The sequence below is a fragment of the Rubrivivax soli genome, from assembly GCF_049810355.1.
Lineage (GTDB): Bacteria > Pseudomonadota > Gammaproteobacteria > Burkholderiales > Burkholderiaceae_C > Rubrivivax.
On sequence record NZ_CP187368.1, the window covers coordinates 749942 to 762616 of the forward strand.

Annotated in this window: 9 protein-coding genes; 7 read left to right on the plus strand and 2 right to left on the minus strand. The window is 71.6% G+C overall.

Features of this window, described 5'->3' with window-relative positions; genetic code table 11:
* The first annotated feature begins 66 nt into the window (after positions 1-66).
* Both ACPOLB_RS03265 and ACPOLB_RS03270 read left to right on the plus strand, forming a co-directional pair.
* Entirely contained in the window at positions 67-879 is an 813-nt protein-coding gene (locus ACPOLB_RS03265; RefSeq protein WP_425259865.1) for a peptidylprolyl isomerase, read from the plus strand.
* Positions 880-1000: 121 nt separating this feature from the next.
* On the plus strand, positions 1001-1909 hold the full coding sequence (locus tag ACPOLB_RS03270; protein ID WP_425259866.1) for a GGDEF domain-containing protein: 909 nt from the start codon (positions 1001-1003) through the stop codon (positions 1907-1909).
* 19 nt (positions 1910-1928) lie between these two features.
* On the opposite strand, the gene ACPOLB_RS03275 is transcribed toward ACPOLB_RS03270, so the two are convergent.
* Entirely contained in the window at positions 1929-3338 is a 1410-nt protein-coding gene (locus tag ACPOLB_RS03275) for a DEAD/DEAH box helicase (RefSeq protein WP_425259867.1), read from the minus strand.
* 199 nt (positions 3339-3537) lie between these two features.
* A complete protein-coding gene (locus ACPOLB_RS03280) occupies positions 3538-4524 on the minus strand; it encodes a succinylglutamate desuccinylase (protein WP_425259868.1) in 987 nt (328 codons plus the stop codon).
* Between the two features lie 81 nt (positions 4525-4605).
* On the opposite strand from ACPOLB_RS03280, the gene ettA reads away from it, so the two are divergent.
* From ettA to ACPOLB_RS03305, 5 genes are all read left to right on the plus strand, one after another.
* The gene (gene ettA, locus ACPOLB_RS03285; RefSeq protein ID WP_425259869.1) at positions 4606-6270 is read left to right on the plus strand and encodes an energy-dependent translational throttle protein EttA; all 1665 of its coding nucleotides are present in this window, start codon (positions 4606-4608) and stop codon (positions 6268-6270) included.
* A 116-nt stretch (positions 6271-6386) separates the two neighbouring features.
* The gene (locus tag ACPOLB_RS03290) at positions 6387-7067 is read left to right on the plus strand and encodes a hypothetical protein (protein ID WP_425259870.1); all 681 of its coding nucleotides are present in this window, start codon (positions 6387-6389) and stop codon (positions 7065-7067) included.
* A gap of 7 nt (positions 7068-7074) precedes the next feature.
* Positions 7075-8340: a hypothetical protein gene (locus ACPOLB_RS03295; RefSeq protein WP_425259871.1), complete on the plus strand. Its 1266-nt coding sequence runs from the start codon at positions 7075-7077 to the stop codon at positions 8338-8340.
* Positions 8333-10564 (plus strand): hypothetical protein, encoded by a 2232-nt coding sequence (locus tag ACPOLB_RS03300; RefSeq protein WP_425259872.1) that lies wholly within the window; start codon positions 8333-8335, stop codon positions 10562-10564. Before ACPOLB_RS03295 ends, ACPOLB_RS03300 begins: the two co-directional genes overlap by 8 nt.
* Positions 10565-10702: 138 nt before the next feature.
* A complete protein-coding gene (locus ACPOLB_RS03305) occupies positions 10703-12667 on the plus strand; it encodes a methyl-accepting chemotaxis protein (protein ID WP_425259873.1) in 1965 nt (654 codons plus the stop codon).
* Positions 12668-12675: the final 8 nt, after the last annotated feature.

The window sequence follows — 12675 nt, forward strand, 5'->3', positions numbered from 1 at the left end:
CCGCTGCCGGCAGACCGCCCGCCGCAAGGCGCCAGCGGCCATCTTCCAACCGAAAGTCATCCACCCATGAGCTCGAAGTCCCTTGCCGCGCGCGTTGCCCTGGCCGTTGCCACCGGTGCCCTGCTGCTGCCGCTGGCCGCCCAGGCCCAGAATATCGCCATCGTCAATGGCAAGCCCGTGCCCAAGTCGCGCGTGGACACGCTGATCCAGCAGGCACAGCGTGCCGGCCAGCAGGTGGGCCCCGAAGTGCAGCAGCAAGCGCGTGACCAGGTCGTGCTGCGCGAGATCTTCGTGCAGGAAGCCGAGCGCCGCGGCCTGGCCGCCACGCCCGACTACCGCCAGCAGATGGAACTGGCGCGCCAGAGCGTGCTGATCCGCGAGCTCTTCGAGGACTACAAGAAGAAGAACCCCGTCACCGACGAACAGGCCAAGGCCGAATACGACAAGTTCAAGGCCCAGGCCGCCGGCACCGAGTACCGCGCCCGCCACATCCTGGTCGAGAAGGAAGACGAGGCCAAGGCGCTGATCGCCCAGATCAAGGCAGGCGCCAGCTTCGAGGAACTGGCCAAGAAGAACAGCAAGGACCCCGGCTCCGGCGCCAACGGCGGCGACCTCGACTTCGCCAAGCCCGACAGCTACGTGCCCGAGTTCAGCCAGGCCATGACCAAGCTGCAGAAGGGCGAGCTCACCGCCGAGCCGGTGAAGAGCCAGTTCGGCTACCACATCATCCGCCTGGACGACACGCGCGAGTCGCAGTTCCCGGCGTTCGACGACGTGAAGGCCCAGCTCAAGCAGCGCATGGAGCAGGCCAAGATGCAGGAGTACCAGGAAAGCCTGCGCACCAAGGCCAAGACCGACTATAAGTTCGGCGGCCAGTAAGCGGCAGCAGTCCCCGCAAGAGGCCCCGCACGCGGGGCCTCTTGCTTGGGGCGGCACCGGCGCGTCGCGCACCTTGCGTGCACGCCGCTTGCATGGCTCCCACGTGACACACTGGCGTCCCATGTCCGACCCGACCACCATCGCGATCACGAAGACCGGCAGCTCGGCGCTGCAGGCGCTGGGTGGCCTGTCCGAGCGGCGGCCCTGCCTGATCCTGTACAGCGGAGCCGACGCCGGCCTGCCGTTCGACCTGGAACCGGGCCGGCTGGTGGTGGGCCGCGCGCTGGAAGCCGACCTGCACATCGACAGCCCGGCCGTCAGCCGCCGCCACGCCGAGCTGCGCGTGGACGACGACACGGTGACCGTCGCCGACCTGGGCTCGGTGAACGGCACCTTCGTGAACGACCAGCGCGTGCAGGGCACGGTGCGCCTGCACAACGGCGACATGCTGCGCCTGGGCGTGCTGCTGCTGCGCTTCTACGAGCGGCAGAGCCTGGAAGCGGCCCTGCACGACCGCATCTACCGCACCGCCACGGTGGACAACGGCACCGAGGTCTTCAACCGCCGCTACGTCTTCGACACGCTGCGCCGCGAGATGCGGCTGGCGCGCCAGCACGGGTGGCCGCTGAGCATCGTGGTGTACGACCTCGACCACTTCAAGTCGGTGAACGACCGCCACGGCCACGTGGCCGGCGACAGCGTGCTGCGCGACACCGCTGCGCTGCTGCGCAACAGCCAGCAAGGCAACGGCGTGCTGGGGCGGCTGGGTGGCGAGGAATTCGTGACCGTGCTGCCGCGCTGCGACATCGCGGCGGCGCTGGCGCTGGCCGAACGCGGCCGTGCGGCCGTGGCGGCGCACGAGTTCCGGCTCGCGGTGGCCGGTGGCACGCCCGTGCTGCACCGCCAGACCCTGTCGGCCGGCATCGGGCTCTTCGAGCCCGGCATGCTGGAGCCACCCGAGATGCTGGCCGTGGCCGACCGCAAGCTCTACGCGTCGAAGCACGCCGGACGCAACCGCGTCACGGCGTGAACCTCAGCAGACCCGGGCCCTAGCGGCGCGGGCCGCCGCGACCGCCATTCGAGGCGCCACCCGAGGCAGCCGGGCGGCCACCGTCACGGCGCGGCGCACCGCCGCCACCACCCGGGCGGCCCTGTCCGCCGCCGGCACCTGCACGGCCACCGCCGCCGCCACCACCACCGCCCGGTCGGCCACCGCGGCCACCACCGCCGCCGCCGCCGCCGCCGGCATTGCGCCGCGTGCCACCGACACCGATGGTCATGCGGCCCAGCACGATGGGCTCGGCCTTCTCGCCCACCGGCGGCTCGAAGCCGGACACCACCTGGCGCGGGATCTCGCGCTTGATCAGGCGTTCGATGTCGCGCAGGAAGATCTCCTCGTCCACGCACACCAGCGAGATGGCCTCGCCGGTGGCGCCGGCGCGGCCGGTGCGGCCGATGCGGTGCACGTAGTCCTCGGGCACGTTGGGCAGCTCGAAGTTCACCACGTGCGGCAGCTGGTCGATGTCGATGCCGCGCGCGGCGATGTCGGTCGCCACCAGCACCTGCAGGTCGTTGGTCTTGAAGTCGGCCAGCGCCTTGGTCCGCGCACCCTGGCTCTTGTTGCCGTGGATGGCCATCGCGCTGATGCCCTGCTCGTTCAGGAACTCGGTGAGCCGGTTCGCACCATGCTTCATGCGCGTGAACACCAGCACCTGGTGCCAGTCGCCGCTCTTGATCAGGTGCGCCAGCAGGTCCTTCTTGCGCTCGCGGCCCACCGGGTGGATCTTCTGCGCGATGGTCTCGGCGGTCTGGTTGCGGCGGGCCACCTCGATCAGCGCCGGCGCGTTCAGCAGCCGGTCGGCCAGGGCCTTGATGTCGTCGCTGAAGGTGGCGCTGAAGAGCAGGCTCTGCTTCTTCGGCGGCAGCACGGCCAGCACCTTCTTGATGTCGTGGATGAAGCCCATGTCGAGCATGCGGTCGGCTTCGTCGAGCACGAAGATCTCGACGTGGCTCAGGTCCAGCGTGCGCTGCTGGTGGTGGTCGAGCAGGCGGCCGGGCGTGGCCACCAGGATGTCGACGCCGCGGCGCAGCTTGTCGATCTGCGGCTGCATGCCGACGCCGCCGAACATCACCATGCTGGTCAGCGGCAGGTACTTGCCGTAGGTGCGCACGCTCTCTTCGACCTGGGCCGCGAGTTCGCGCGTGGGCGTCAGGATCAGCGCCCGGATCGCCACGCGGCCGCGGGCGTCCTTGACGGGCTTGCCTTCGGTCAGGCGCTGCAGCATCGGCAGCGTGAAGCCGGCGGTCTTGCCGGTGCCGGTCTGCGCGCCGGCGAGCAGGTCGCCGCCCTTGAGCACCTGCGGGATGGCTTGCGCCTGGATGGGGGTGGGCGTGTCGTAGCCCTGGTCGAGCACGGCGCGCAGCAGCGGCTCGGCCAAACCGAGTTCGGTGAATTTCATTCGTTGTGGAGTGAGGTCGGCCTGTCGCCCGCAGATGGGGCGCCAGTCGCAGGCGTCAGGGAGGGAGGTGACCGCGCGGGGCGGTGTCGGGAGACGACGCCGATGCAGCGACTGGAGGCTGCACCGATCGCGGCATTCTACCTGTTGCGCTGCAGCACGCCCTGCGAACTGCGGGGCTTTCGCACGCCAGCGCGTCGCATCAGGCCGGGATGTCGCGCGCCAGGCGCACGATGGTCAGCCCGGGCCGTGCCTGCTGCACCGAGGGCATCACCAGCGTGCAGCCGTCGTAGGGCGTGTGGAACGGGCGGCCGCCGTTCCAGCCCAGCAACGTGCCGGCGGTGGCGATGCGCTGGCCGGTGGACCAGGGCTCGGCGAAGCGCGGCGGCTCGCCGTCCAGCGCCACCACGGCCTCGGTCACCTCCAGCACCTGCTGCACCGCGGGCACCGGCCGCTGCCAGCCGGCGGGCACGTCGGCGGCGTCGATGCAGCCGCTGGCCGCGAGGAAGCGGCCCAGCATGTCGATGGCCACATCGCGCGCCGGCAGTTCGCCGTGGAAGCCGCACTCGATCAGCAGCGCGCGCGTGTCGTCGCCCGGCGCATCGGCCATCGCGCCCCAGCGGCCGTGGTCGCGCAGCCGGCAGCCTTCGGCATGGCCTGCGTCGGCCACCACCAGCGCCGGCGTGCCGAGCTCCCGCGCCAGCGCGATGCTGCGCGGCTGCAGGCCCGACAGCACCAGCGGCGGCCCCGGGTGGTGCATGGAATGCAGGTCCAGCAGCCAGTCGGCGCGCTCCGCCCAGGGCAGCAGTTCCAGCGCACGGCGCTGCTCGATGCTGCGCCCACCCGGCGCACCGGCAATGCGCCAGTCCATGCGGCCCCAGACGCGGTTCAGGTCCTGGTCGACGAAGCGCGAGCGCTCGAAGTGCGCGGGGTCGAAGCGGTCGAACGCCACCAGGTTGCAGAAGGCCAGCGTGAGCGCGCCACGGCGTGGTCGCAGGCCGGCTTCCAGCAGCGCCACCAGGGCCCAGGCGCCGCAGAGCTCGTTGCCGTGGACCAGGGCCGTCACCAGCACCTCGCGACCGGGCTCGCCGCCGTCGAAGCGCCACACGCCGGGGGTGCCGGTGTTGCCGGCGCGCCAGGGGCCGAGGTCGGGTGCGGGCAGTTCGAAGGCAGGCGGGGCATCGTGCATGGCGCGATTGTGGCCCGCGTCCGGGATAATGCCGGGTTGTGCGCCGGTGTTCCGGTGCGTGCGTTTCAAGGACAACTCGACATGGCCCAGTACGTTTTCACCATGAACCGCGTCGGCAAGATCGTGCCGCCGAAGCGGCAGATCCTGAAGGGCGTCTCGCTCTCGTTCTTCCCAGGCGCCAAGATCGGCGTGCTCGGCGTCAACGGCTCGGGCAAATCGACGCTGCTGAAGATCATGGCCGGCGTCGACAAGGAATACGAAGGCGAGGCCGTGCCGATGCCCGGGCTGAACATCGGCTACCTGCCGCAGGAGCCGCAGCTCGACCCTGAGCAGACGGTGCGCGAGGCGGTCGAGCAAGGCATCGGCGGCGTGCTGGCGGCCAAGAAGCGGCTCGACCAGGTCTACGCCGAGTACGCCGAGGAGAACGCCGACTTCGACGCGCTCGCCGCCGAGCAGGCCGAGCTGGAGGCCATCATCGCCGCCGCCGGCAGCGAGAACACCGACCTGCAGCTGGAGATGGCCGCCGACGCACTGCGCCTGCCGCCCTGGGACGCCAAGATCGGCGTGCTGTCGGGCGGCGAGAAGCGCCGCGTGGCGCTGTGCCGGCTGCTCTTGAGCAAGCCCGACATGCTGCTGCTCGACGAGCCCACCAACCACCTGGACGCCGAAAGCGTGGAGTGGCTCGAGCACTTCCTGCAGCGCTTCCCCGGCACCGTGGTGGCCATCACCCACGACCGCTACTTCCTCGACAACGCCGCCGAGTGGATCCTCGAACTCGACCGCGGCCAGGGCATCCCCTGGAAGGGCAACTACTCCGACTGGCTGGACCAGAAGGAAAAGCGCCTGGAGCAGGAGCAGAAGACCGAAGACGCGCGCATGAAGGCGATGAAGGAGGAGCTCAAGTGGGTGCGCTCCAACGCCAAGGGCCGCCAGACCAAGAGCAAGGCGCGCCTGGCCCGCTTCGAGGAGCTGAGCGACGTCGAATACCAGAAGCGCAACGAGACCAACGAGATCTTCATCCCGGTGGCCGAGCGCCTGGGCAACGAGGTCATCGAGTTCAAGAACGTCAGCAAGAGCTTCGGCGACCGCCTGCTCATCGACAACCTGAGCTTCAAGGTGCCGGCCGGCGCCATCGTGGGCATCATCGGCCCCAACGGCGCCGGCAAGTCGACGCTGTTCCGCATGCTGCAGGGCGAGCAGAAGCCCGATTCGGGCGAGGTGCTGATCGGCAAGACCGCGCAGCTGGCCTTCGTCGACCAGAGCCGGCAGACGCTGGCCGACGACAAGACCGTGTGGCAGGACATCTCCGGCGGCCTGGACAACATCGTCGTCGGCAAGTTCGTGATGCCCAGCCGCGCGTACCTCGGCCGCTTCAACTTCAAGGGCAACGACCAGCAGAAGCTGGTCGGCAGCTTGTCGGGCGGTGAACGCGGCCGCCTGCACCTGGCCAAGACGCTGGCCAAGGGCGGCAACGTGCTGATGCTGGACGAGCCGTCGAACGACCTCGACGTCGAGACGCTGCGCGCGCTGGAAGAGGCGCTGCTGGAGTTCGCGGGCTCGGCCATGATCATCAGCCACGACCGCTGGTTCCTCGACCGCATCTGCACCCACATCCTGGCCTGCGAAGGCGACTCGCAGTGGTTCTTCTACGACGGCAACTACCAGGAGTACGAAGCCGACAAGAAGAAGCGCCTGGGCGAGGAAGGCGCGCGGCCCAAGCGCGTGCGCTTCAAGCCGATCCAGTGACGTCCGCCCGCTCCGCCGCCGCACGCCGCGGCGGCGGACATCGACAGCTTGGCTGATCCCGGGACCGTCACCTCTGGCTAGCATCACCGGCGCCGCAATGGCACCGGGAGGCCGGCATGCACGAGGGATCTCCGCACGACAGGCGGCCGACGACGCCGCTGCTGGTGCTGCTTGCCCTGGTGGGTGCCGCCGCCGGGATGCCCGGCACGGCGCAGAACCTGCCGGCCTCGACCGCCGCTGCGGCGGTGGCGGCACCGCCGGCAGCGTCGGGGCCCCTGCGCTGTGCGCCACGGCAGCCGCCGGCGCCGGTGGCTCCCGGGCACCGCAGGCCCGCCCCCGCTCCCGCCGCGGCACCGCTGCCGGTGCTGCAGTGCGGTGACGCCATCTCCGTCGTCACGCTGGCACCGGCGGTGGCGCCGGCCGGCAGTGCGACGGCGGCATCGGCCCCCGGCGGCGCAGCTCCGAAGACGCAGGTCACGGCCTTGGACCAGGCGGACCTGCAATGGCTGCGGCGCACGGCCTATGGCGCCTGGGTGGTGCTGTCGCTGACGGCCCTGGTCCTGCTGGTGCTGGGGCTGGTGGCAGCCGTCTGGCGCGGCGGCATTGCGATGCGGGGCCACAGTGGCGGCTTCGGCGGCCGCGGCAGCGGCTGGGAGGTCTCGCCCGCCGTGGCAATGCTGGCCGGCGCGGCGCTGGCCGGGGTGCTGTCCACCGTGCTGATGGTGCGCATGCTGTCGGCCACCACGGCGGCACCGCCCGCCACGTCCCCCCAGGGCGGCCAGCCCGCCACGCGCTGAGGCGGCCATGGCCTTGCGAGTGCGCAACTCCGCCGACCCGGTCGCCGGCATCGCCGTCCATGGCGCCCTGGCATCGTGCGACGCGGCGCGGCTGCTCGTCAACGAACTGGGCCGCTACTGCAACGGCCGCATCCTCGGCCGCTCGGTCCTCGTGGCCGGCTACCGTGGCGCGGGCAAGTCGACGCTGGTGGACAACGCCATCGGGCAGCTGACCAGCCGCTCGCGCCAGGGGCTGGAGCCGAACCTGCGCCCGCTGCCGGTGCAGCTGCTGGGTCCCAACGTCTTCGATGGCCAGCAGCTGCCGCCGCGGGCGACCGCGGCCATGCGGGCCGCGCACCAGGACCAGATGCGCCAGCGCATCCTGCACATGGTGGTGCTGGGCCTGTATGCCGCCCTGTCGCGCGAGGTCGTGCGCTGCCTGCGCGACCGCGCACTGCGCGGCGGCAACGCGCCCGACCCCGCACTCAGCGAGCTGGCGGCCGAGGTGGAGATCTCGCTGCCCGAAGGCCCCACCCCGGCCCACCTGCGCGACTTCTGGCGACGCGCCGGCGCGCTCGAATCGGGGCTGCTGTTCCCGGGCCGCCCTCCCAGCGGGCGCGGCATGCGCGAACTGGCTGCGATGTCGGGTGTGGGCTATGCCTACCAGCGCGTCTCGGGCAAGGTCTCGGCGGTGAACAGCGCGTCCAGCACCAGCAAGGACGAACTGGCGTCCGGCGTCGGCTGGGACCTGCGTCTGGCCGAGCTGGCCAAGCCGCTGGCCGCGCTGGGTGCCGGTGCCGCGGCCACGGCCTTCAGCGCGGCCGAGGGCCCCGCGCTGGCGCTGGGCCTGGGGCTGACGACGGCGCTGGCCACGGGCGCCGTCTTCCGCTACAGCAGCAGCGCCTCGCTGAAGGACGAGGAGGTGCGCGACCTCACCTACATGCCCGACACCTCGGCCGACACGCTGGACCAGGTGCTGCCCGACCTGCTGCTGCGGCTGAAGGCTGCCGGCCTGGCGCCGGTGATCGTGGTCGACGAGCTCGACAAGGTCGACAACCTCTGGGACGGTCACCGCCTGCCCGCGCTGCTGGACCACTTCAAGAAGCTGTTCGCGGAACGCGTCTTCTCCTGCCTGCTGGTCAACCGCGACTTCATCGAGACGCTGCATGCCCGGGAAGCCGGCGACCGCTACGGCCGCGACTTCTCGTACTTCACGCACCGCTGCTTCGTCAGCTACGAGCCTGCCGAGCTGCACGCCTACCTCGGCAAGGTGCTGGAGCCCGTGCATGGCTGACACCCCGACGAGCGCCTCGGTGGCGCAGGACGCCAGCGTCGACACCAGCCGGCTCGACGCCACGCTGCTGCGCTACGTGCTGCTGCTGGACGCGCGCATGAACATGCTGGCGCTCGAACGCCTGGTGCAGGCGCTGCGCGGCGACGACGACCTGCTGCGCCTGCCCGCTGGCGTCACGCGCAGCGACAACCGCCACCGCGCAGCGGCCACCATGCAGCTGGCGGTGGAGCTGCAACTGGCCGACAGCGCCGTCGTGCGCTGGATCGCAGGCGACGCGCTGCGGCGGCAGATGGCCATCGACGCGGCCTACTACCCCACCGAGGTCTGGGCGGCGGACCTGCCGATGGACGAACCGCCGCCGCTGCCGCGCGCGCCGGGCGCCGCACACGACGACACGGACCTGTCGCCATTCGAGCGCCACATGCTCGGCCGCACGCGGCTGCACGAAAGCCGGCCGGCAGCGCCCGCGCTGGCATTGGCCTCGCCCGGTGGCGAGCCGGGCGCGGTGGTCCCACCAGCACCGAGCCCGGCACGCAGCGACAGGTTCCACCTGCAGGACGCCCTGCCCTTCCTGTTCCAGGTGGCGCGTGGGGTGCTGGATGTGCTCGGGCCGCACAACACCGTCCAGGACTGGCGCCAGCTCGCCCGTGCGCGGGCGCAGCACGCCGGGTTCGCGATGCCGCCGCCCGAGGTCTTCGACGCGCTGCTGGTCGGCACCGACCGCTCGCTGGTGGACAACCCGTACGTCGGCAGCTGGCGCTACAAGCTCGATGGCGAGCGCCGCTTCCCGTCGCTGCTGCACACGTCGCCGAGCCTGCCGGCCGAACTGCTGGCGCAGCACATCCTGCAGACCGAACAGGCCCTGCGCCAGACCCTGGGCAGCGCGTGGCAGGGCGACGTCTTCGTGCTGCTGGCCGACAGGCTGCGTGCGCTGCCGACCACGCCGGCCTGGCCCGACGTGCAGCGGGCGGTGCTCAACCTCGGTCAGGGCGAGCGCCAGATCAGCGACGAGGAACACCTGCGCCGCGAAGACGACGTGGCGCAGGTGCAGGAGTTCCACGCCATGCTCAAGGCCTGCGCGCCGACCCTGGTGCGCGCGCTGCACTGCAGCGCGTTCTTCAGCGGCGTGGCAGACGGCGCCAATCCTGGCAGACATGACCTCCTGCGCAGCCTGGAACTGCTGGCCGACGGCCTGCAGTTCGCCGCCAGCGACGAACAGACACTGGCGGCGCAGCTCGACGCACTGGACACCGAGACTGCCACGCTGATGGCGGCGGAGACCAGCCCACCGCCGATCGCCACGTTGTGGCCGCGCACCGCGACGTCGGTGCCGCTGAGCGAGCAGGCGCTCGGCCTGGAAGAATTTCGCGCGTGGGGCCACGGAGCCACGGCGCTGCGCTCCGGCATCGAGCGGACCGCCTGGGAGCAGGCGCGCGAACGCCTGCTGCGCTTCTGCCGCGACGGCCACGTGGCCCGGGCCGGCGCGGCCGAGCTGCTGTGCGCCGTGCTGCAGCGCGGGCCGGCGCAGCTGTGCAGCCTGGACCCGCGCAAGATGAGCCTGCGGCAATGGAACCGCGCGCTGCTGGCGGCACTGGAACAGGACGGCGTGCCGCTGTGGCTGGCGGTGGTGGCGCTGCAGCGCCTGGGCGCCTCGACGCTGAGCCCGGGCCAGCAGGACGAACTGCTGGCCGCGCTGCACGAGACACCGCGGGGCCACACCGCCAGCGCCGCCGAACGCCACGCGCTGGACACCCTGGTGCGCCAGCAGGGCCTGTGGCGCGGCAGTGCGCGCGCGATCGGCTCGGCCATCATCGTGTGCCGCCACATCGGCTCGATGGCCGACGCCTGGCAGCGCCCGCCGACGCTGGGCATGGTGCTGATCGACGGCGACAGACAGCTGCGCGCGCTGGCCGCGCTGGCGCCGACGCTGCTGCGGGCGCTGCCCAAGCCGCTGCGCATCGAGTTCGAGTATCCGCAGGACCGCGGCCTCAGCGAGCAGGCGCTGCGGTTCCTGGCCACATCCCTGCGGCGCAGCGTGCGCAGGGCCGTCGGCCCCCGGCTGGTGCGCAGCATCCCGGTCGTGCTCGGCAAACCCCTGCCGGAAGGACAGTTCCACCGCCATGGCCATGGACCGGAGTCGCGGCCCGACCACCGCACCCGCGTCCGCGATCCCGCGGGCCCGGACGACCTGCTGCAAGCCCACCTGGCCGTCAGCGGCGACTGACCTGCCGCACGTCCCTCTGCGCCTGGGCAACGCTTGCGATTTCTGCGACTAAACCGGCAGATCTGACCGCCGAAAACAGATGCAGCGCGGGCGGCCGTCCGCGCTGCACTCCGTTGTCCATCGCAGAGGTTGATCGCCATGACCCCAGCTTCCACCTTGCCCGAGGCCTCGGCCGGGGACTTCTTCCGCTACCACGGCTGGCTGTCCCCGGGCGTGCGGCTGTTCCGCAACCTGGGCTTCAGCGCCAAGGCCTGGTGCCTGTCGCTCGCCTTCCTGGTGCCGCTGATCGTCAGCCTGTCGGCGCTGACGCTGACGCAGCAGGCTCAGGTCGAGATGGCACGCGCCGAGCTGCGCGGCCTGGACATGGTGCGCCCGGCACTGCAGCTGGTGGCAGCGGCGCAGGACCGCCGCCTGGCGGCGTCGCTGGACGACCGCGACCTGAACGCGCCGCAGGCTGCCGTGCGCAGCGCTTTCGCCGGCCTGCAGCGCCAGCAGGAGCTGCTTGGCGCCGAGTTCGGCACCGCCGCCACGTTCGGCGCGATGCGCCAGCGGCACGAGGCGCTGCTGCAGCAGCCGCGTGCGGGCACGCCCGACGCCAGCTTCGCCGCCCACAGCGATTTCATCGAATCGCTCTTGCAGCTGGTGGCTGCCACCGCCGACGGCTCGGGCCTGATCCTCGACCCCGAGCTCGACACGTACCACCTGATGAACGTCGCCGTGGTGCGCGGCCCGCAGCAGACCGAGAACCTCTCGCTGCTGCACGGTCTGGGCACGCTGGCGCTCAGGAGCGGCTCGCTGGCCCGGGCGCACCGCGACCGGCTGACGCAGTCGACGGCATTGCTGGACTTCCTGGAGACCGACGTCGAGGGCTCGTTCCAGAAGGGCCTGGCCGACGCGCCCGAGGCCCGCGCCAGCATCGACATGGCCGGCACCGATGCCCTCGCCGCACGCCTGTCCGAGGCAGTGCAGTCGCAGCTGATGGGCGACACGGTGCAGGGCGATGCCATGCAGTTCGCGGCGCTCGGCGCCCAGGCCGTGCGCGCCCAGGCCCGCCTGGAGGGCCAGGTGATGGACCGACTGGCACTGCGCCTGCAGCAGCGCATCGACCGCCTGCAGGCCACGATGGCCTGGCAGATCGGCCTGACCGTGCTGTGCCTGGCCGCCGCCGCCTACCTGCTTCTGGCCTTCCGGCACGTGATGCAGGGCGGCCTGCGCGAAGTGGCGCGCCACCTCGAACAGATCACCGAAGGCAACCTCACCACCGCACCGCAGCCCTGGGGCCGCGACGAGGCCGCAGGGCTGATGCTGACGATGGGTGCGATGCAGGACAGCCTGCGACGCATCGTCGGCACGGTGATCGACGGCGCCGGCAGCGTGCAGACCGCCAGCAGCCAGATCGCCGCGGCGTCGAGCGACCTCGCGCGCCGCACCGAGCAGTCGGCCGCCGGCCTGCAGCAGACGGCGGCCAGCATGGAACAGATCACGCGCTCGGTCGACGAGACCGCCGGCACCGTGGCCGCGGCCAGCCACCACGTGCAGGAGAACGCGCAGGCCGCCGACCGCGGCGGGCAGGCGATCGGCAACGCGGTGCAGGCGATGTCGAGCATCCGCGACGCGTCGCAGCGCATCGGCGAGATCATCGGCGTCATCGACGGCATCGCGTTCCAGACCAACATCCTGGCGCTGAACGCTGCCGTCGAGGCCGCCCGCGCTGGCGAGGCCGGCCGCGGCTTCGCGGTGGTGGCCTCCGAAGTGCGTGCGCTGGCCGCCCGCTCGGCGACAGCGGCCCGCGAGATCAAGGACCTGATCGGCGCCAGCATCGCGCAGGTGGAAAGCGGCAGCGGCGTGGTGGCCAATGCCGGCGCGGTGATGCAGTCGGTCGTCGCCAACGCCGAGCAGATGGCGCGGCTGATGGGCGACATCGCCAGCGGCGCGCAGGCGCAGCAGCGCAGCGTCGGCGAAGTCGGCGGCGCCGTGCGCGAGCTCGACCTGACGACGCAGCAGAACGCAGCGCTGGTGGAACAGACCACCGCGGCGTCGAACGCGCTCGCCGTCCAGGCGCAGCGGCTGCTGCGGGAAGTCAGCTTCTTCCGCCTCGCGTGAGGTCTTGA